The sequence below is a fragment of the Nocardiopsis endophytica genome (assembly GCF_027706725.1).
Classification (GTDB): Bacteria; Actinomycetota; Actinomycetes; order Streptosporangiales; family Streptosporangiaceae; genus Nocardiopsis_A; species Nocardiopsis_A endophytica.
Genome location: NZ_JAQFWQ010000122.1, coordinates 1 through 20,145 on the forward strand (window position 1 = coordinate 1; position 20,145 = coordinate 20,145).

Annotated in this window: 18 protein-coding genes; 12 read left to right on the plus strand and 6 right to left on the minus strand. The window is 74.9% G+C overall.

The window, feature by feature from the left end; genetic code table 11:
• Positions 1 to 177: 177 nt before the first annotated feature.
• On the minus strand, positions 178 to 336 hold the full coding sequence (locus O4J56_RS27600) for a hypothetical protein (RefSeq protein WP_270689856.1): 159 nt from the start codon (positions 334 to 336) through the stop codon (positions 178 to 180).
• Between the two features lie 302 nt (positions 337 to 638).
• Between O4J56_RS27600 and O4J56_RS27605 the strand changes: the two genes are divergently transcribed.
• From O4J56_RS27605 to O4J56_RS27615, 3 genes are read left to right on the plus strand one after another with little or no spacing between them, the layout of a single operon-like run.
• Complete coding sequence (locus tag O4J56_RS27605) at positions 639 to 1,391, plus strand: SDR family NAD(P)-dependent oxidoreductase (protein WP_270689858.1); 753 nt, start codon at positions 639 to 641, stop codon at positions 1,389 to 1,391.
• Positions 1,388 to 2,215 (plus strand): enoyl-CoA hydratase family protein, encoded by an 828-nt coding sequence (locus tag O4J56_RS27610; protein WP_270689860.1) that lies wholly within the window; start codon positions 1,388 to 1,390, stop codon positions 2,213 to 2,215. The genes O4J56_RS27605 and O4J56_RS27610 overlap by 4 nt, the downstream gene beginning before the upstream one ends.
• A 4-nt stretch (positions 2,216 to 2,219) precedes the next feature.
• Positions 2,220 to 2,720, plus strand: coding sequence for a RidA family protein (locus O4J56_RS27615; RefSeq protein ID WP_270689862.1), 501 nt, complete (start codon positions 2,220 to 2,222; stop codon positions 2,718 to 2,720).
• On the opposite strand, the gene O4J56_RS27620 is transcribed toward O4J56_RS27615, so the two are convergent.
• Positions 2,630 to 3,676 carry a PaaX family transcriptional regulator gene (locus O4J56_RS27620; protein ID WP_270689863.1) on the minus strand — a complete coding sequence of 349 codons (1,047 nt, stop codon included), beginning with the start codon at positions 3,674 to 3,676 and terminating at the stop codon, positions 2,630 to 2,632. The two genes, O4J56_RS27615 and O4J56_RS27620, sit on opposite strands and share 91 nt — an antisense overlap.
• Positions 3,677 to 3,778: 102 nt before the next feature.
• Here O4J56_RS27620 and O4J56_RS27625 point away from each other — a divergent pair, with 102 nt between their 5' ends.
• The 4 genes from O4J56_RS27625 to O4J56_RS27640 are packed head-to-tail and all read left to right on the plus strand — an operon-like array spanning position 3,779 to position 9,909.
• Positions 3,779 to 5,029: an acyl-CoA dehydrogenase family protein gene (locus O4J56_RS27625; protein ID WP_270689864.1), complete on the plus strand. Its 1,251-nt coding sequence runs from the start codon at positions 3,779 to 3,781 to the stop codon at positions 5,027 to 5,029.
• 48 nt (positions 5,030 to 5,077) lie between these two features.
• Positions 5,078 to 6,754, plus strand: coding sequence for an AMP-binding protein (locus O4J56_RS27630; RefSeq protein ID WP_270689865.1), 1,677 nt, complete (start codon positions 5,078 to 5,080; stop codon positions 6,752 to 6,754).
• 8 nt (positions 6,755 to 6,762) lie between these two features.
• Positions 6,763 to 9,132, plus strand: coding sequence for a bifunctional salicylyl-CoA 5-hydroxylase/oxidoreductase (locus O4J56_RS27635; protein ID WP_270689866.1), 2,370 nt, complete (start codon positions 6,763 to 6,765; stop codon positions 9,130 to 9,132).
• 30 nt (positions 9,133 to 9,162) lie between these two features.
• Positions 9,163 to 9,909 (plus strand): alpha/beta hydrolase family protein, encoded by a 747-nt coding sequence (locus tag O4J56_RS27640; protein WP_270689867.1) that lies wholly within the window; start codon positions 9,163 to 9,165, stop codon positions 9,907 to 9,909.
• Positions 9,910 to 10,051: 142 nt separating this feature from the next.
• Here the strand turns inward: O4J56_RS27640 and O4J56_RS27645 are convergent, their stop codons facing one another.
• The 4 genes from O4J56_RS27645 to O4J56_RS27660 form a co-directional block, all read right to left on the minus strand.
• Complete coding sequence (locus O4J56_RS27645) at positions 10,052 to 10,612, minus strand: dihydrofolate reductase family protein (protein ID WP_270689868.1); 561 nt, start codon at positions 10,610 to 10,612, stop codon at positions 10,052 to 10,054.
• A 182-nt stretch (positions 10,613 to 10,794) separates the two neighbouring features.
• Positions 10,795 to 11,697, minus strand: a complete 903-nt coding sequence (locus tag O4J56_RS27650; protein WP_270689869.1) for a sulfotransferase family protein — start codon at positions 11,695 to 11,697, stop codon at positions 10,795 to 10,797.
• An 82-nt stretch (positions 11,698 to 11,779) separates the two neighbouring features.
• Complete coding sequence (locus O4J56_RS27655; RefSeq protein WP_270689870.1) at positions 11,780 to 13,162, minus strand: MFS transporter; 1,383 nt, start codon at positions 13,160 to 13,162, stop codon at positions 11,780 to 11,782.
• A 136-nt stretch (positions 13,163 to 13,298) separates the two neighbouring features.
• Complete coding sequence (locus O4J56_RS27660; protein WP_270689871.1) at positions 13,299 to 14,093, minus strand: DeoR/GlpR family DNA-binding transcription regulator; 795 nt, start codon at positions 14,091 to 14,093, stop codon at positions 13,299 to 13,301.
• Positions 14,094 to 14,209: 116 nt separating this feature from the next.
• Here O4J56_RS27660 and O4J56_RS27665 point away from each other — a divergent pair, with 116 nt between their 5' ends.
• From O4J56_RS27665 to O4J56_RS27685, 5 genes are read left to right on the plus strand one after another with little or no spacing between them, the layout of a single operon-like run.
• Complete coding sequence (locus O4J56_RS27665) at positions 14,210 to 14,899, plus strand: HAD family hydrolase (protein ID WP_270689872.1); 690 nt, start codon at positions 14,210 to 14,212, stop codon at positions 14,897 to 14,899.
• Positions 14,896 to 16,656: a dihydroxyacetone kinase family protein gene (locus tag O4J56_RS27670; RefSeq protein ID WP_270689873.1), complete on the plus strand. Its 1,761-nt coding sequence runs from the start codon at positions 14,896 to 14,898 to the stop codon at positions 16,654 to 16,656. The genes O4J56_RS27665 and O4J56_RS27670 overlap by 4 nt, the downstream gene beginning before the upstream one ends.
• The gene (locus tag O4J56_RS27675) at positions 16,653 to 17,180 is read left to right on the plus strand and encodes an RpiB/LacA/LacB family sugar-phosphate isomerase (protein ID WP_270689874.1); all 528 of its coding nucleotides are present in this window, start codon (positions 16,653 to 16,655) and stop codon (positions 17,178 to 17,180) included. Before O4J56_RS27670 ends, O4J56_RS27675 begins: the two co-directional genes overlap by 4 nt.
• 29 nt (positions 17,181 to 17,209) lie before the next feature.
• On the plus strand, positions 17,210 to 18,247 hold the full coding sequence (locus tag O4J56_RS27680; protein ID WP_270689875.1) for a 2-hydroxyacid dehydrogenase: 1,038 nt from the start codon (positions 17,210 to 17,212) through the stop codon (positions 18,245 to 18,247).
• Between the two features lie 4 nt (positions 18,248 to 18,251).
• A complete protein-coding gene (locus tag O4J56_RS27685) occupies positions 18,252 to 19,700 on the plus strand; it encodes an FGGY-family carbohydrate kinase (RefSeq protein WP_270689876.1) in 1,449 nt (482 codons plus the stop codon).
• Positions 19,701 to 20,145 lie beyond the last annotated feature (445 nt).

The following is a 20,145-nucleotide window of genomic DNA, read 5'->3' on the forward strand; positions in this document are numbered from 1 at the left end:
TCGGCCAGGTGCGCCGCCGCCTGGCCCTGCCCGAGGGGTCCGGGTGTCGTGGAATCGACGCTCAGGGGCGGACCGGGCGTCGATTCCACCACCCGGGATGCCCTCGTACGCCCGCTGGTCCCTGGGCGCGTCCGTCCTCGGCCGCTGACGGGCGGCCGACGGCCGGGACGCGTCCGGTCAGGCCACCTCGCGGCGCTTCTGTGCGGCGGCCAGCGTGGCCTCCGGACCCTTGCGCGCCACGCGCGCGGTGTAGACGGCGAAGCCCCCGAAGATGCTGACGGGGATCGCCATGATGACGGCCAGCATGATCAGGCCGAAGATTCCGAGTTCACCCATGGCCCCATCCTAAGTGCCCGCAGTGCCCGCGCGGATGGGGGGCGGGCCGCAGGGGGTCCAACCCCGCCGACTCCGCCGCTGAACGCCGCCCCTGCCTCGTTGATCTCGGGAAAAGCGCCCCTAAAAGCGGCCCCGAAGCGTCGTTTCTCCCGAGATCAACGCCGAGCACATCCGCCTGTCCGCGCCGGCTCCAAGCGCCGCCGTCCGCCTCCGGGCGGCGGGGAGCGGCGGGGCGGTCCCGGTCCCCGAACCCGTGTGTCGTATTCGTGACGGCGGTCATGATCGAGTGATACCTTGCCCCCATGGAGGCTGCCCCCCGACGCGCCCTGGTATCCGGCGGGGCCGGCGGAATCGGCCGCGCCGTCTGCGCCGAGCTGGTCCGCGCCGGTCTCGACGTCGTCGCCCTCGGGCGGGACGAGCGGCGGCTGGACGCGCTCGCCCGCGAGCTCCCGGTGCGCACGCTGGTGTGCGACGCCGCCGACGAGGACCAGGTGGAGGCCGCCGTCGGCTCCCTCCCCGGCCCGGTCGACGTGCTGGTCAACAACGCGGGCGCGGCCGAATCGGCCCCGCTGCACCGCACCGGCCTGGACTCCTGGAACGCCCACTTCGCCGCCAACGCCACCACCGCCTTCCTCCTCACCCGCGCCCTGCTCCCCGGCATGCGCGAGCGCGACCGCGGCCGGATCGTGTTCATCGCCTCGACCGCCGCCCTGGCCGGGACCCCCTACACCGCCGCCTACGCCGCCTCCAAGCACGCCGTCCTGGGCCTGGCCCGCGTCGTCGCGGCGGAGGCCGCCGGGACCGGCGTGACCGCCAACGCCGTCTGTCCCGCCTTCGTGCGCACCCCCATGACCGAGCGCTCCGCCGCCCGCATCGCCGAACGCACCGGCCGCGACCCGCGCGCCGCCGAGGAGGCGCTCGCCCGCTCCGCCCCGCTCGGGCGCCTGGTGGAGCCCGAAGAGGTCGCCGCCGCCGTCGCCTATTTCGCCTCCGACGCCGCCGCCTGCGTCAACGGCCAGTCCCTCGTACTCGACGGAGGAGGAATCCAGTCGTGAGCCCGTTCCGCGCCTCGGCGCCCTTCACCCCGGAGTGGAAGCACTTCGGCTTCACGGTCGACGACGGCGTCGCCACGGTCGCCTTCGACCGCCCCGACCGCCTCAACGCCCTCACCTTCGAGGCCTACGCCGACCTGCGCGACCTGCTGCTGGAGCTGCCCCACCGGGACGACGTGCGCGCCCTGGTGCTGCGCGGGCGCGGCCGCGGGTTCTGCTCGGGCGGCGACGTCGACACCATCATCGGCGCCACCCTCGGCATGGCCCCCGACGACCTGCTGGCCTTCACTCGCATGACGGGCGAGACCGTGCGGGCCATGCGCGAGTGCCCGGTGCCCGTGATCGCCGCCGTGCACGGGATCGCCGCCGGGGCCGGGGCGGTGCTGGCCCTGGCCGCCGACTTCCGGGTGGTGGAGAGCAGCGCCCGGTTCGCGTTCCTGTTCACCCGGGTCGGCCTGGCCGGAGGCGACATGGGCGCGGCCTACCTGCTGCCGCGCATCGCCGGGCTGGGGCACGCCACCCGGCTGCTGATGCTGGGCGACACGGTCGGCGCCGAGGAGGCCGACCGCTGCGGCCTGGTCAGCGAGGCGGTCGGGGAGGGCGAGGCGGCCGACGCCGCGCAGCGGCTGGCCCGGCGCCTGGCCGACGGCCCCGCCTTCGCCTACGCCCAGACCAAGGCGCTGCTCTCCCGCGAGCTGGACATGGGCCTGTCCGGCTCGGTGGAGCTGGAGGCGGTCACCCAGGCCCTGCTCATGAAGAGCGAGGACTACCGGGAGTTCCACGCCGCCTTCACCGGGAAGCGGGACCCCGAGTGGAAGGGGAGGTAGTGCGATGACGGCGGACGCGAACGAGGGCGCGCTGGGCCCCGACGAGGTGCGCGTGGACACCCGCCACCTCCTGGTCGACCCGCCGGGGCTGGCGCCCGCCGTGGGATTCGCCCACGCGGTGGCGGCCGCCCCCGGCCGCACGGTCCACCTGGCGGGGCAGACCGCGCAGCTCCCCGACGGCACCATCGGCGCACCGGACCTGCCGGGCCAGTTCCACCTGGCGCTGGGCAACCTGGTCACCGCGCTGCGGGCGGCGGGCGGCGCCCCGGGCGACCTGGTGTCCCTGACCGTGTACACCACCGACGTCCCGGCCTACCGGGCCGACCTCAAGCACATCGGCCGGGTGTACCGCCGCCACCTCGGGCGCCACTACCCGGCGATGGCGCTGTTCGGCGTGACCGAGCTGTTCGACCCTCAGGCGCGGGTGGAGCTGGTGGGCATCGCGGTCGTCCCCGAGGACGCGCCGTCGGGGTCCTCAGAGGGGTCGGAGCCCGGTTCGGGCTGACCGCCGCCGCAGGGCGCCGCGCCGGGGACACCAGGGTCGGGGAACGGCCCGGCGACGTCCTCGACGTGGCGCAGCGCCGGTTCCCGCAGCAGGGCGTGCAGGTCGGCGAAGACCCGGCCCGCACGCACCCCCGACCACTCCGCGGGCAGCACCTCCGGCGGCAGCCCCGGGTCGAGGAAGGGCATGCGCCGCCAGGCGTCCACGGCCCGCAGGTGGTCGGCGAACGCCGACGGCGCGTCGGCCTCCCGCCCCTGGGGCCACTCCCGCGCGGATCCGCCGCGGCCGCCGTGCAGCAGGGCGCGCCAGCGCGCGAGGACGGGTTCGTACTCGTCCAGGAACCCCTGGTACATCTCCTGGAGCGCGTCCAGGTCCCACCAGTCGGCGACGGCGTCGGACAGCTCCCCGAAGCCGATGCGGTGCCCGCTGAACAGTTGGGCGTACTCGCTCACGCCGAGCTCGCCCAGGGCCCGGCGCGCCTCGCCCGCCAGGTGGGCCGGGGCGATCCACACCCCCGCCGCGGTGCTGCCGAACCCCAGCCAGGCCAGGCGCGTGCGCAGCAGGTGGCGCTTGCCGCGCTCGGACTCGGGGATGGAGAACACCACCAGCACCCACCCGTCGGCCAGGTCGGCCGGGCGGCGGTCGAAGATCCGGCGGTCGCCGTCGGCCAGGATGCGCACGCCCTCCTCCGACAGGCGGTACCCGGCGGCCCCGCCGCGCCGCTCGGCCTCCACCAGGCCGCGCCGCTTGAGGCGGGAGACCGCCGAGCGCACGGCCGGCGGGTCCACGTCGAGCCCGCCCATCAGGCCGATGAGGCCCGAGACCGAGACCCAGCCGCCGATGCGGCGGCCGTGGGCGCCGAAGAAGGACACGATGAGCGACCGGGGGCGGCGGTTGCGCCGCTCGCCGCCCGTGCGCGGGGCCGGCCCGCCCTCGGCCGCGTTCGATGGGGTCGTCACACCGGCACGATACCGGCGGACCGGGTGTCGTGTCGTCCTATTGACGGGCGTCACCAACTCTGTATATTCGGGAGGGAGCCACCGGTCACTCGGGGAGGGCACATGGCGTTCTCGCTCAGCCCGCACCACCGCGGCTTCGCCGAACGGGCGCGGACCGCGGCCCGGCGCGAGTTCGGGCGCGACGGCCCGGCCGCCCCCGAACCGCCGCCCGCCACCGGCCCGGCCGACGGCCCCGGCGACGGGCACGACCTGCTGCGCCGCCTGGCCCGCTGCGGACTGCTCGGCCTCCTCTTCCCCGGAGGCCCCGCCCCCGCCATCGAGATCTGCCTGCTGCGCGAGGCCGTCGCGGGCGTGAGCACCGCCGCCGAGACGGCCCTGGCCCTGCAGGGCCTCGGCGCCTATCCCATCCTCCAGTCGGGCACCCCCGAACAGGCCGAGCGCTGGATCCCGCAGGTCGCCTCGGGCGCCGCCGCGGCGGCCTTCGCCCTCAGCGAGCCCGAGGCCGGGTCCGACGCGGCCGCCCTGCGGCTGGAGGCCCGCCCCGACCCGCGGAGCGGGGGCTGGACCCTGCACGGCGAGAAGACCTGGATCTCCAACGCCCCCCACGCCGACGTCATCACCGTCTTCGCCCGCACCGGGCCCGAGCAGGGGGCCAAGGGCGTCACGGCGTTCCTGGTGCCCGCCGACCGCCCCGGCCTGTCGGCCGAACCGATCGAGATGCTCGGCGAGCACGCCCTCGGGTCGCTGCGCTTCGACGGCGTCCCGGTCGGCCGCGGCGACCTGCTGGGGGAGGAGGGCCGCGGGTTCCGCACCGCCATGCGCACCCTGGACCTGTTCCGCCCCAGCGTGGGCGCGTTCGCCGTGGGCATGGCGCAGGCCGCGCTGGACGCCGCCCGCGGGCACGCCGCGCGGCGCCAGGCCTTCGGCGGCCCCCTGCGCGACCAGCAGGCGGTCGCGCACACCCTGGCCGAGATGGCCACCCGCACCGAGGCCGCCCGCCTGCTCGTCTACTGGGCGGCCGACGCCCTGGACGCCCAGGGGGCGGACGGGGACGGCCCCTCCGGCGCGGATGCCGGCGCCGGCGGCCCGGACACCGCAGGACCCGGCGCCACCGAGCGCGCCGCCATGGCCAAGCTCTACGCCACCGAGACGGCCCAGTACGTCGTCGACGCGGCCGTCCAGATCCACGGCGCCCGCGCCCTGCGCCGCGGGCACCTGCTCGAACACCTCTACCGCGAGGTGCGCGCCCCGCGCATCTACGAGGGCGCCTCGGAGGTCCAGCGCGGGATCATCGCGCGCGAGATGTACCGCCGCGCGGACGCCTCCCGGACGCACCGCACCGGCGTCGGCTGAACACGCCGGCCCGGTGCCGGAGGAGGAATACCGGAGGAGGAGCACGCAATGGAGCCGACCCTTTCCCCGTCCGCCTACACCGACACCTTCGCCCGAGACCGCCTTCCTCCGGCCGAGGAATGGCCCGAACTCCTTTTCACCCTGCCCGAGCTCGACCGCACCGGGCAGCACCTCAACTGCGCCGAGGAGCTGCTGGACGGCGGCCTGGAGCGCTTCGGCGCCGACCGCCCGTGCGTGCGCGGCGAGCACGCGGGCGCGCGCCACTCCTGGAGCTTCGGGCAGCTCCGCGCGCGCGTGGACCGCATCGCCCGGATGCTCACCGAGGACATGGGGGTGCGGCCGGGCAACCGCGTCCTGCTGCGCGGCCCCAACTCGCCGTGGCTGGCCGCCTGCTGGCTGGCGGTCCTCAAGGCCGGGGGCGTCGTGGTGACCGTGCTCCACGTGCTGCGCACCGAGGAGCTGGAGGGCATCATTCGCTCGGCGCGCGTCTCCCATGCGCTGTGCGACGCCCGGTTCGCCGACGACCTGGAGGAGGCGGCCGACCGCGCCGCCCCGCAGCTGGGGGAGCGGACCGCGATCGTGCTCTACGGCGACGGCGGGCCGCAGGACCCGGCGGTCCTCGCCGAGCGCGCCGCCGCCGAGGGGGAGCCCCCGTTCCCGGCGGTGCGCACGGCCGCCGACGACGTCGCCCTGATCGCCTACACCTCGGGGACCACCGGCCGCCCCAAGGGGTGCGTGCACTTCCACCGCGACGTCACCGCCATCGCCGACACCTTCTCGGCCTACGTGCTCAAACCGCGGCCGGACGACCTGTTCGCCGGGAGCCCGCCGTTCGCGTTCACCTTCGGCCTGGGCGGGCTGCTCATCTTCCCGATGCGGGCCGGGGCGGAGACGCTGCTCCTGGAGAAGGCCGGCCCCGAGCGGCTCGCGCGCGCGGTGGCCGAGGAGCGCGTCACCGTCCTGTTCACCGCCCCCACGGCCTACCGGGCGATGCTGTCCGAGTCGCTGCCCGACGCCCACGCGCGGGCCCTGTCCTCGCTGAGGCGGTGCGTGTCGGCGGGCGAGCACCTGCCCGAGGCGGTGTGGACCGCCTGGTACGAGGCCACCGGCGTCAAGCTGATCGACGGCATCGGCGCCACCGAGATGCTGCACATCTTCATCTCCGCCTCCGACGACGACATCCGCCCCGGCTCCACCGGCAGGCCGGTGCCCGGCTTCACCGCCGAGGTGCTCGACGACGAGGGCCGCCCGGCCCCCGACGGCGTCCCCGGCCGCCTGGCCGTGCGCGGCCCGGTGGGCTGCCGCTACCTGGCCGACGAGCGCCAGCGCCGCTACGTGCACGACGGCTGGAACATCACCGGCGACACCTACGTCCGCGACACCGACGGCTACTTCTGGTACCGGTCGCGCTCGGACGACATCATCGTCTCGGCCGGGTACAACATCGCCGCCATGGAGGTCGAGGAGGTCCTCATGCGCTCGCCGCTGGTGCGCGAGGCGGCGGTGGTGGGGGTGCCCGACCCCGACCGCGGCCAGATCGTCAAGGCGGTCGTGGTCCCCGCCGAGGGGACGCCGTCGGACGAGGCCACCGCCGAGGCCCTGAAGGCCTACGTCAAGCAGAGCGTGGCCCCGTACAAGACGCCCCGGCTCGTGGAGTTCACCGCCGCGCTGCCCCGCACCGAGACGGGCAAGCTCCAGCGCTACAAGCTGCGCGAGAACGGCTGAGGGGGGACATGCGCATCGCCTGCGTCGGCGGCGGCCCGGGAGGGCTGTACTTCGCCGCCCTGATGAAGGGGCTGGACCCCCGACACGAGGTCACCGTCTACGAGCGCAACGCCCCCGGGGACGCCTTCGGGTTCGGCGTCGTGCTCTCCGACGAGACGCTCGGCGGCATCGAGCACGCCGACCCCGAGGTGTACGCGGCCCTGTCCGCCGGGTTCGCCCGGTGGGACGACATCGACGTGCACTACCGGGGGACCGTCACGACCTCCGGCGGGCACGGGTTCTCCGCCGTCGACCGCCGCCGCCTGCTGGGCATCCTGCGCGACCGGTGCGCGGCGCTCGGCGTGGACCTGCGCCTGCGCACCGAGGCCCCGCCGGCCGAGGAGCTGGAGCGCACCCACGACGTGGTGGTGGCCTGCGACGGCGCCGGCAGCGCCACCCGCACCGCGTTCGCGGGCGACTTCGGCACCACCCTGGAGCGGCGGCACTGCCGCTACATGTGGCTGGCCACCGACAAGGTCTTCGACGCCTTCAACTTCCACGTCGTCGAGACCCCCTACGGGGTGATGCAGGCGCACGCCTACCCCTACTCCGACGGCGCCTCCACGTTCATCGCGGAGATGCACGAGGACGTGTGGCGCGCCGCCGGGTTCGACGCGCCGGGGCGGCCGACCGCCCCCGACGGCACCGACCTGGAGGCCGTGGAGCGCTGCGCCGACCTGTTCGCCGACGCCCTGGAGGGCCACGCCCTCATCCCCAACGCCTCACGGTGGCGGTCCTTCACCACGGTCCGCAACCGCACCTGGAGGCGGGGCGCCATCGTGCTCCTGGGGGACGCCGCGCACACCGCCCACTTCTCCATCGGCTCGGGCACCAAGCTGGCCATGGAGGACGCCCTTGCGCTCGCGGCGTGCCTGCACGAGCACGACGGGGTGAAGGAGGCGCTGGCCGCCTATGAGGAGGAACGGCGCCCCGTCGCCGAGAGCGTCCAGCGCGCGGCGCAGGCCAGCCTGGAGTGGTTCGAGGACATGGCGATGCACGTCGGCCAGGAGCCGAAGCAGTTCGCCTTCAACCTGCTCACCCGCAGCCGCCGGGTCGGCCGGGACAACCTCCGCCTGCGGGACCCGGACTTCGCCGACGCGGTGGACGGCTGGTTCGCCCGGGCCAACGGCGGCGCCGAGGCGCGGCCCCCCATGTTCCACCCGTTCCGCCTGCGCGGCCTGGAGCTGAAGAACCGGGTCGTGGTCTCGGCGATGGACATGTACTCCTCCGAGGACGGCACCCCCGGCGACTTCCACCTCGTCCACCTGGGCTCCAAGGCGCTGGGCGGCGCGGGTCTGGTGATGACCGAGATGGTGTGCGTGTCGGCGCCCGGCCGCATCACCCCCGGCTGCGCGGGGCTGTACGCCCCCGAGCACACCGAGGCCTGGCGCCGCGTCACCGACTTCGTGCACGAGCACTCCACCGCGGCCGTCGGCGTGCAGCTCGGGCACTCGGGCCGCAAGGGCGCCACCCGCCTGATGTGGGAGGGCATCGACGAACCCCTGGAGGAGGGGGAGTGGCCGGTCGTCGCCCCGTCACCGCTTCCCTATCGGGAAGGCGTCAACCAGGTGCCCGAGGAGCTGACGCAGGAGGGCATGGCGCGGATCCGCGACGCGTTCGTGCACAGCGCGCGGGAGGCCGAACGCGCCGGGTTCGACCTGTTGGAGCTGCACTGCGCGCACGGGTACCTGCTGTCGTCGTTCCTGTCGCCGGTCACCAACCGGCGCACCGACCGCTACGGCGGCGACCTCCGCGGCCGGCTGCGCTACCCGCTGGAGGTGTTCGCGGCGGTGCGCGAGGTGTGGCCGGAGCGCAAGCCGATGAGCGTGCGGATCTCGGCCACCGACTGGGTCGAGGGCGGCACCACGGGCGAGGACGCGGTCGAGATCGCGCGCGCGTTCGCGGAGGCGGGGGCCGACGCCATCGACGTGTCCACCGGCCAGGTGACGCCGGACGAGCGCCCCGCCTACGGGCGCAGCTTCCAGGTGCCCTTCGCCGAGCGCATCCGCGCGCGCGTGGACGTGCCGGTCATCGCGGTGGGGGCCATCTCCTCCTACGACGACGTCAATTCGCTGCTGCTGGCGGGGCGGGCCGACCTGTGCGCGCTGGGGCGCACCCACCTGTACGACCCGCAGTGGACGCTGCACGCCGCCGCCGAACAGGAGTACTCCGGGCCCGGCGCGCAGTGGCCGGTGCAGTTCCAGGCGGGGTCCCGGCGGCCGCCCACCGGGCGCACCGATGGGCCCCGTCCCCGCCTGGAGCTGCTGCGCAGCCCCGACCCCGGGCCCGCGCACCGGCGGTGGCGGCCCCAACACGCCGGGGGCCCACGGACCGCGTGACCGGGCGGGCGGTGACGGAGGATGGGAGCCATGGAGCGCGATGAGCGGGAGCTGCGGTACGGAGACCACCCGAGCCAGCGGGTGCGCGTCCTGGGGCCGGAGCCGGGCGGGGACAGCCCCGCGCCGGTGGCGGTCCTGCTGCACGGGGGGTTCTGGCGGGACCGGCACGGCATGGAGCTGATGGAGCCGATCGCCGAGGACCTGGTGCGGGCCGGATGGCGGGTGTGGAACGTGGAGTACCGCCGCACCGGCGCCGACGGCGGCGGCTGGCCGCAGACCCTCGAGGACGTGCGGGCCGCCCTGGTGCTGCTGTCCGAGGAGCTCTCCGAGCGCCCGGAGGGGGCGGCCCGGGGCAAGGTGGTCGCGGTGGGGCATTCGGCCGGCGGCCACCTGGCGCTGCTGGCCGCGCCCGGGTCGCCGCTGGGCGGGGTGGTCGGGCTGGCGCCCGTCACCGACATGGTGGACACCGCCGAACGGGGCCTGGGGGAGGGCGCCGCCGACGCGTTCCTGGGCGAGGAGGCGCCGCACGCGGCGTTCCACGAGTCCTCGCCGCTGCGGCAGGTGCCCGTGGGCGTCCCGCAGCTGATCGTGCACGGGGACCAGGACCAGCGCGTCCCGGTGGAGCAGACCAGGACCTACGTGCAGGAGGCGCGCCTGGCCGGAGACGAGGTCGACTTCGAGGAGGTCTCCGGCGCGGACCACTTCGTGGTGATCGACCCGTCCCACCGCGCCTGGGCGGCCGCGCGCGCATGGATGGAGTCGAGTTCGGGGCCCTGAACGAGTTCCTGAGCCCCGTCCCCGGGCGAGGCCCCCGGCCCGCATCCTGCAACGGCGCTCTCGGGGCCCACCGGGCCCTGGTGGCGCGCGCGGCACCACAGGCGATCCGGGATCGGGTGGGGGCGTGTTCCGCCGGGCCGGGTCAGGTCCGGGCGTAGCGGGAGTAGGTGACGCCGTTGCGGAACGCCTTCGCTTCGAGCAGCTTCAGCGCCGGGACTTCGATCCCTTCCGGGAACAGGCGGCGGCCGCGGCCCTGCACGGAGGGATACACGAAGAGCCGGAACTCGTCGACCAGTCCGGCCCCGATCAGGGTGTGGCACAGCGTGATGCTGCCGGTGACCACGATGTCCTTGCCCGGCTGCTCCTTCAGCGCGCGGACCTCATCGGCGGGGTCGCCGGGCAGGACCGTGGAGTTCTGCCACTGCGGGTCGGTCATGGTCGAGGAGACGACGTATTTGTGGACCTTGTTGAGGTAGTCGGTGATGCCCGTGGTGTCATCGGACTGTTCGGGCCAGTAGCCGCGGAAGTCCTCGAAGGTCTTGCGTCCGAGGACCAGGGCGTCGGCTTCGCCGGCCTGGCGGTGCGCCTCGGCGGAATGGTCCGAGCCGTCCGCGCCGCCCTGCGCCTGCGGGTCGAACCAGTCCTCCAGCATCTCGATCGAGCCGTCGACGGTGATGTTCTGCGTGATGGCGAGTGTCCGCACGGTGGGCCTCCGTACCGCGTCGCGGAGAGTGAATCGTTCCGTCGGTCAGGTACGACTCCCACGGCGGACCGAACTCATCGGTCGAGCGGGACGTGCCTGGCGGCGGGCCCTCACGGAGGGCGGCGGGGGAGGGGCCGACCGGGTCCCGCAGCCGCGGAGCGGTCGGTCGGCCGGAGCGGCGTTCACGCCCGTGCCGAGCGGGACTTCTTCTCTCCGTAGCCCAGGCGGGACAGCTCGGTCTTGGCGACGGAGCGGATCTCCGCGTGCTGGTCGGTCGTCAGGCGGGTGCGGGGCGGCGGGCCGGACGACTCCTCGCGGATCAGTTCCACGGCCGACACCCGTGCCCCGGTGAAGGCCCGCAGCTGTTCCGCCGTCTCGACCTCCTTGCCCGCCAGGTCCTCATAGCGCAGCGTCATCAGGCGCTCGGAGTCCAGCTCGCCCCGCAGGCGGGCCGACAGGCGCACCGCGCCCCGCCAGCGCATCGCGCACTTGGCGGTGTCGGAGAGCGAGGTGTACCCCTCGCGCTCCTCCTCGTCCTCCACCCCGTAGAAGGGGTGCGGCAGCTCGTCCGCCAGGCGGACGGCGCCCGGCCGGAACCAGGCCATCGACCGCTCGTCCTCCAGCATCTCCGCCACCACGTCCCGGCCGTCCCGGATGATCTGCACGAACGCGGCGTCCGGGAAGGCGGTGCTCAGGGCCGGAGCGCTGTACAGCAGGTCCGGGCCCGCGTCCCCGTAGGCGTTGGTCTCGCCCGCGTGGCGGCAGGGGGAGGCCGCCTCCCGGGCGGGGAAGCGCTCGCCCGGGCAGAACGGGCAGTTGGGCGGCGTCAGGCTCCACGCCTCGGCGAACGCGTCCCGCAGGAGGGCGGAGGTGCCCGAGGCGCGCTCCTCGGCCAGGGCCGGGCGCCGCGCCACCGTGTAGACGGCGTTGGCGACGGCCGCGTGCCCGGCCCTCACAAGGAAGCCGGGCGCACGGCCGAGCGCACGGGCGAGGAGGTCGACACCCGAATGGGGGGCGCCCAGGATGAACACCGGGCGCCTGACCTTCGTCCCGTTGACGACGAGGATGTGCGGCGGCTGCTTCATGTAGGTCGATTTTTACACTCTTTGCCGGACTCCGCCGCGCACCTCGCCGCCGTTTCTCCGCCCCGAGGGGCGTCCCCGCTGGTCAGCGGGGGGATGCCGGTTCGGCCGGGGGAGCCTGCCGTGTCACATCCGTTGCCGATCGGTCGCCGCCCCGTGCCCTGTCGGCGGAGCCGTCGGCCGCTCCTGCGTGGGCGGGGTCGGCCGGCGTCTTGAGGAACCAGGTCATCGCCGCCGCGATCAGGTAGAGCACCGCGAAGGAGATCACCACGCCGCCCGCGCCGAACGGCACCAGCAGCAGGCTCACCAGGGCGGGGCCGACGAACGTGGCGCCGCCCGCGCCGAAGTTCAGCAGCGCCATCGCGCCGCCCTTGTTCTCCGGGGCCAGGGAGGGCAGCAGCGCGGAGATCGGCACGAACCCGGCGAGCGTCGCGCCGTACAGGGCGCCCACGATCAGCGCCAGCCAGTAGTAGTCGGCGCCGAAGGCCACCGGCACGAAGTACAGCAGCAGGATGGAGACCGAGCAGCCCAGGGCGCCGAACCAGAAGATCGTGTTGCGCCAGCCCAGCTTGTCGCTCACCACGCCGAAGATCAGGTTGAAGAAGATGTTGGTGCCGTAGATGACCGACACCAGCAGCAGCCAGCGGGCCTCGCCGAAGCCGATCTGGTGGGCGAAGATGGTCGGGAACAGCACCAGCATGCCGAACTGCGGCGCGGTGTTGATGATGCGCACCACCGTGCCCATGCCCACGCGCGGGTTGCGCCAGGCGATGGCCATGCTCGACATCAGGCTCTGCACCGGCTTGACGCCCTCGGGGGCCATGCGGGTGTAGCCGGTGCGCTCGCGCACGCCCAGCAGGCAGATGGCGCCGCCCAGGGCGATCACGCCCAGGGACAGCCACAGCGTGCCGTAGTGGCCGATGATCGGGTTCGTGCCGCTGGCGACGAGCGAGCCGAGCGTCGGCAGGCCGCCGGTGAAGGCGAAGTAGAACCAGCCGACCGCGGCGCCCAGCCGCGCGGTGGGCGCCACCGCGGTGATCCAGACCAGGAAGCCGAAGGCGAACATGGGGTAGCCGAAGCCGCGCAGGCCGTAGGCGGCGAGCATCATCGGGTAGTTCTGCGCCCCGGCCGCCACCAGGAAGGCGACGTGGAACACCAGCCAGATCCCCAGGCCGACCATCATGACCCGGCGCGGCCCCCACAGCTGGGACAGCGCCCCGGACAGCCACGAGGCGACCATGACCGCCACGCCGTAGACGGTGACGGCGTAGGAGGCGTGCACGTCGTCGCCGGCGCCGTTGGCGGCCATGAACGGGGTGATGAAGCCGGACTCGATGCCGTCGCCGATCATGAAGATCAGCAGGCCCAGGTAGCCCAGGGCCAGGGGGACGGGGACGCCCACCCGGTCCAGCCACCGGGAGAGCGCGCTCGGCGCGCGGGAGTCCGCCGTCGGTGAAGTTGCGGTCATGTGTCCTCCAGGTGAGATCCGGAGCACATCATGGACCTTGTTAACTTAACGCGCAATATGTGAACGGAAAATCCGTGTGCGCCTCCCCCGTCGGCCGGCCCCCGTCGACCGCCCCCGTCGGCCGGCGCCGGCGGGGTCAGAGCGCGGCCACGTCCACCGGGAGGTGCTGGCGGGCCTCTTCGACCAGGTCGTCGGGCACGCCCTCGTCCACGACCAGGCGGTCGTACTCGGCCAGCGGCGCCAGCCGGTGCAGGGCGGGGCGCGGCATCTTGCTGGAGTCCATCAGCAGCACCCGGGTGCGCGAGGCGGCCATCATGGCCCGCTTGACCATGATGATCTCCGGCTCCTGGTGGAAGGTGGTGTGGGCGGTCATCGACGAGGTCGACAGGAACGCGGCGTCCACCGTCAGCCGCTCGACCGCCTCGATGCAGGCCATGCCGTTGAAGGAGTCGTGGGTGGAGGAGTAGTCCCCGCCCAGGCAGATCAGCCGCACCTCCTCGGCGCCCTTGAGCGCCTCGATGGCCTGCAGGTAGTTGGTGGCCACGGTCAGCGGGCCGACCGAGGGCAGCAGGCGGGCCACCTCCAGGGCGGTGGTGGAGTCGTCGAGCATCACCGACATCCCGGGCTCGACCAGCTCGGCGGCCTTGCGCGCGATCGCCGCCTTGGCCTCCACGTGCACCTGGCGCCGGTACTCCTCGTTGCTCTCGAACACCGTCGAGGGCAGGGCCGACACCCCGCCGCGGAACTTGCGCAGCAGCCCGCGCCGGGCCAGCTCGTCCAGGTCGCGGTGGACCGTCATCAGGCTGACCCCGGTCAGCTCGACCAGCTCGGCGGCCGACGCGGACCCCCGGCTGATGACGTAGTCCGTGATCCGCTGCTGCCGGATGTTGCGGGAGCGGGTGCTGCCGCCGCTCGGCGTCTCCTTGTTCATGGGGACCAGGATCGCGCATCGGCCCGGGGTCTCGCGCGGAAGGGCATCAGATCGGCCGTGACAAATAACAGTGTCCATGTTAATTTCCCGGTGAGTTTGTGAGAGGGGTTGCTGACATGGCCTTCGCCGCCGTGGTGTTCGACATGGACGGGGTGCTCGTGGAGAGCGAACACCTATGGGAGGAGAACTGGACGGCCTACGCCGCCCGGCACGGCGTGGAGTGGTCGCCCGAGGACACCGCCGCGTGCCAGGGCAAGAGCGCCCCCGAGTGGGCGGCCTACCTGGCCGAGGCCTGCGGGGTGCCCGAGCGGGCCGCCGAGGCCGAGAAGGCGGTGGTCGACGGGCTGGTCGCGGCGGTCGCCGAGGGCCGCGCGCCGCTGCTGGAGGGCGCGGCCGCCATGGTCCGCGACGCCGCCGCCCGGGTCCCGGTCGCGCTGGCCTCCTCGGCCGCCCGCCCGGTCATCGACGCGGCGCTGTCCGCGCACGGCCTGGCCGACGCCTTCACCGCCACCGTCTCCAGCGCCGAGGTGGCCCGCGGCAAGCCGAGCCCCGACGTGTACCAGGAGGCCGCCGCCCGCCTGGGCCGCACCGGCGCCGAATGCCTCGGGGTCGAGGACTCCAGCAACGGCATCCGCGCGGCGGCCGCCGCGGGGCTGACCGTCATCGCGGTCCCCAACCCCGCCTACCCGCCCAAGCCCGACGCCCTGGAACTGGCCGCCGAGGTCGCCGACGGCGCGGTCGCCGCGCGCGGCCTGCTGCTGGCCCGCCTGGACGGCGAGCGCGAGACCGAAGGAGCACGGCGATGACGGTCCTGGGAGAGGCCGCGACCTTCAAGCGCGACTGGCTCGACGGGTTCGCCACCACCTACGGGCGCCTCGTCCGCAAGGTCCCCGGCGCCTACGGCGTGGTCACCCGCGAGCGCCCCCGCGAGGGCAAGGTCGCGGTGGTCATCGGCGGCGGCTGCGGCCACTACCCGGCCTTCGCCGGGCTCGTGGGCCCCGGCCTCGCCGGGGGCGCCGTGGTGGGCGACGTGTTCACCAGCCCCAGCGCCGAGCAGGTGTACCGCACCGCGCGCGAGGCCGACAACGGCGGCGGCGTCCTCTTCGGCTACGGCAACTACCAGGGCGACGTCCTCCACTTCGGCCTGGCTGCGCGCCGCCTGGCCGCCGAGGGGATCGACTCGCGCACCGTCCTGGTCACCGACGACGTGGCCAGCGGCCCGGCCGACGACACCGCGCGGCGCCGCGGCGTCGCGGGCGACTTCCTCGTCTTCAAGGTCGCCGGCGCGGCCGCCGAGCGCGGCGACGACCTGGCCGCCGTGCACGCCGCCGCCGAGAAGGCCAACGCCGCCACCCGCACGTTCGGCGTCGCCTTCGGCGGGTGCACGCTCCCCGGGGCGCACGACCCGCTGTTCACGGTCGACGACGGCGCGATGGAGCTGGGGCTGGGCATCCACGGCGAGCCCGGGGTGCGCACCGTGGGGCGGCTGGGCCCCGAGGCCCTGGCCGACGAGCTGGTCGACGGGCTCCTGCCCGAACTGCCCTCCCAGGGGCGCGTTGCCGTCCTCCTCAACGGGCTGGGCCGCACCAAGTACGAGGAGATGTTCACCGTCTCCACCCGGGTGCACGAGCGCCTGGCCGCGGCCGGGCTCACCCCCGTGCACACCGAGGCCGGGGAGTTCGTCACCTCCCTGGACATGGCGGGGCTGTCGCTGTCGGTCATGGTGCTCGACGACGAGCTGGCCGAGCTCTACGCCGCCCCGTGCGACACCCCCGGCTACCGCAGCACCGGCGCCCGCCTGGAGCCGGTCGAGCCGGTGCGCACCGACGACGCCGGACTTGAGCGGCCCGACCCGGCGGACGCCTCCGGCCCGGTCGACCGCGCGCTGAGCGCGGCCATGGTCCGCCTCGAAGAGGCCGAGGACGAGCTGGGCCGCCTCGACGCGGTCGCCGCCGACGGCGACCACGGCCTGGGCATGACGCGCGGCATCCGCGCCGCCGTCGCCGCCGCGCGCGCGGCAGAGGCGGCGGGCGAGCCCGTCTCCGGGGCGCTGCTGGCCGCCGGGACCGCCTTCGCCGACGCGGCGGGCGGCGCCTCCGGGGCGCTGTACGGGGTCCTGCTCGCCGAGACCGGCGCCGGGCTGGAGGGGCGCGGCGTCGGCGACATCGACCCGGCCGCCCTCGCCGACGCCTTCGACGGGGCCGTGCGTGCCTTCACCGCCCTGGGCGGGGCCCGCCTGGGGGACAAGACGATGCTCGACGCGATCGAGCCGTTCCGCCGCACCCTGAGGGAGGGCGCCGACGCGGCGGGCCCGGGCTCGGGCCCGGCCGAGGCCGCCGCCTGCTGGTCCCAGGCCGCCGAGCAGGCCCGGCAGGCCGCGCGCGCCACCGCCGGCCTGACCCCCGCCAAGGGCCGCGCGGCCCGCCTGGCCGCCCGCAGCCACGGCCACCCCGACCCGGGGGCCACCTCCTTCGCCCACCTGGTGACCGCCGTGTCGGAAGCGGCCGGACGGTCCGAGTCGTCCCCGGCCACCGCCGGACAGTCCACTGGAGGTAACCGATGACCGCCGAAACGCACACGGGAGCGCCGAACGGCGGGGCCTCGCCCAACGGCGGCGGGGCGCGCCCCTTCCGCGTCGTCGTCGCCGCCGACAGCGCGGGCGTCGAGCTCAAGAACCGGCTGCGCGACCTGATGCTGGCCGACCCCCGGGTCGCCCTCGTCGACGACGTCGGCGTCGCCGACGCCTCCGACGACGTGGCCTACCCGGTCCCCGCCCTGGAGGGGGCCGAGCGCATCGCCTGCGGCGAGGCCGACCGCGGCGTGTTCGTCTGCGGCACCGGCATCGGGGTGGCGATCTCCGCCAACAAGGTGCCCGGCATCCGCGCGACCGTCGCCCACGACTCCTACTCGGCCGAACGGTCCGTCAAGTCCAACAACTGCCAGGTCATCACGTTCGGGGCGCGCGTCATCGGACCGGACGCGGCTGAGAAGATCCTCACCGAGTGGCTCGGCCACACCTTCGACGAGAACTCGCCCAGCGCGGCGAAGGTCGCCCGCATCGACTCCTACGAAGCCGGCCGCGTCTGAGCGACCGCACGGCAAGAGAGGCACCCGCTTTGCGCATACTCGCTGCAGGAGACGAATTCGTCCGCACCGGCCTGCTCGCCGACGCGGTCGCGGCCGAGCTCGCCGCCGCCCCCGACATCTCCCGGCTCGACCTGCCCTGGCCGGTGGAGCCCTTCGGCCCCGTGGGCGGCGTGCACGAGGCCAGCGGCACCGAGGAGCAGGTCATTGAGGCCCTCCAGGGAGCCGAGGTCGCCGTCACCCAGATGGCTCCCTTCACCGAGAAGGTGTTCGCGTCCGCCCCCGGCCTGCGGCTGGTGTCGGTCTGCCGGGGCGGCCCCGTCAACGTCGACCTCAAGGCCGCCACCGCGGCCGGGGTCGCCGTCACCTACGCCCCCGGGCGCAACGCGGCCGCGGCCGCCGAGTTCGCCGTCGGCATGATCCTGGCAGCCCTGCGCCGCATCCCCGGCTCCTCGGCCGAGCTGCTGCGCGACGGGACCTGGCGCGGCGACCTGTACGCCTACGACAACGCCGGGGTGGAGCTGGAGAACGCCACCGTCGGCCTGGTCGGCTACGGCGCGATCGGCGCCCGTGTCGCACGGGTCCTCGTCGCCTTCGGCGCCCGCGTCCTGGTCAGCGACCCCTACGCCGACCCGGGGCAGGTGCGCGCCGACGGCGCCGAGCCCACCGGGCTGGAGGACCTGCTGCGCCGCAGCACCGCCGTCAGCCTGCACGCCCGCCTCACGGACGAGACGCGCAACCTGATCGACGCCGAGCGCCTGGCGCTCATGCCGCACGGCGCGGTGCTGGTGAACACCGCGCGCGGCGGCCTGCTCGACTACGCGCCGCTTCCCGAGGCGCTGCGCTCGGGCCGCCTGGGCGCCCTGGCCCTGGACGTCTACGACGTCGAGCCGCCGCCCGCCGACTGGGCGCTGCGCGACGCGCCGAACGTCATCGCCACCCCGCACCTGGCCGGGTGCAGCCGCCAGACCGCCGAGCGCGCCGCCCGCATCGTCGCCGCCGAGGTGGGGCGCTACAGCCGCGGCGAGGCCCAGGCCCACCTGGCCAACCCCGACGTGCTGGAGCGGTAGCGCCATGATCATCGGTGTGGACATCGGGACGTCGCTGACCAAGGCGGTGGCCTTCGACCGGGGCGGCGCCTCCGTCGCCCAGGCGGGCGCCGCCAGCACCCTGCACCACCTGCCCGGCGGCAGGGTCGAGCAGGACCTCGAAGAGGTCCTGGAGACGGTGGCCCGGGTGGTGCGCGAGGTCGCCGTCGGCCTGGACGGGCCCGTCACCGCGCTGGCGCTCACCGGGCAGGGCGACGGCCTGTGGCTGCGCGACGAGCGCGGCCGCGCCGTCCGCCCGGCCGTGTCCTGGCTGGACGGGCGCGCGTCCGGGCAGGTGGACAAGTGGATGCGGGACGGCACCGCGCGGCGCGTGTTCGCCCGCACCGGGTCGGGCGTCTTCCCCGGCTGCGCAGCGGCCCTGCTGTCCCACCTGGACACCGAGGAGCCCGAGTCGCTGGAGGCGGCCGCGGTCGCGGGGTACTGCGTGGACGCCGTGGCCCAGCGCCTGACCGGCACCGTCTCGGTGGACGTCTCCGACGCCTCGCTGCCGTTCCTCGACCCGCGCACCCGACGCTACGACGCCGAGGCCCTCGCGGCGTGCGGTGTGGAGCACCGCCGCGGCCTGCTCGCCGAGCCGGCGCCCCCGGGCACCGTGCTGCGCCTGGACGCCGCCGGGGCCGAGCTGCTGGGCCTGCCCGAAGGGCTGCCGGTGACGGCGGGGCCGTTCGACATGCCCGCGTGCGCCATGGGCGCGGGAGTGCGTGAGCCGGGGGACGGCGTCCTCATCGCGGGCACCACGCTCGCCTGCCAGGTGCTCCAGCACGGGCCCGGGTTCGACCCGGACGGCGAGCCCGCGGGCATGCTGCTCGCCATGCCCGAGGCCGACCGCTACCTGCGGGCCATGGCGGCCATGGTCGGCACGGCGGGACTGGACTGGGCGTGCGAGCTGATGGGGGTGCGCGTCGAGGACGCCGACGCCCTGCTGGCCGAGTCCGGCAGGGGCGCCGGGGGAGTGCGGGCACTGCCGTTCCTGGCCGAGTCGGGGGAGCGGGCACCGTTCGTGGACGCGGGGGCGCGGGCCCGGTTCACCGGGCTGAGCCTGCAGAACACGCGGGCGGACGTCATTCGCGCGCTGTGCGAGTCGGTGGCGTTCGCGGCCCGGCACTGCCTGGAGACGGCGGGCCTCGACGGAGACCTGTACGCCTGCGGCGGCGGGGTGCGCTCCCCGGAGTGGACCCGCATCTTCGCGGATGTGCTGGGGCGGCCGGTGACCATCCCCGACGACCCGGGCGTGGGCGCGCGCGGCGCCGTGATCGCGTGCGCACGCGCGCTGGGCGAGCCGGTCGACGAGGAGCGCTGGTGGTCGGCGTCCCGCACGGTCGAACCGACCGCGGAGGGCACCGAGTTCTACCAGAACGCCTACACCGAGTACCGGTCGTCCCTCGACCTGGCCCGTACCGCCTGGGCCGCCTGACCGGGGGCGAGGAGACGGCGCCGCCGCCCGGCCCACCCGAGAGGAGCGGGCCGGGCGGCGTTCCTTTCGGTAGCGCTGTCGGCCGCCGGGCGTGGGCGTGGTCGCCGTGTTCGGCGGTGAAGTGGGGCGGGGGCTGGGTTCCTTGGGCGCTGCTTTCGGGTGGTGTGGTTCCGGTTCCATCCCCGCTGTCCGTGGGTGGGTGGTCATTCTTACTTGGCGGGCCCGCCCCACCCCAAGGTGCGCGGTGGTGCAGGCCACCGGTCCCCTGGCGGTCCCGATAGGCAGGCGGACCAGCAGGTACCCCGCTCACGGGCTCCAGCCGGGCGGCAGGCCGGTCGGGTGTCCGGTGGAAGGCGGTGACGAGGAAGGTCAGCGGCCCACCCGGCAGCGCTGTCGGCCGCCGGGCGTGCGGATGGTCGTCGTGGTTGGCGGCGACGGCACAAGC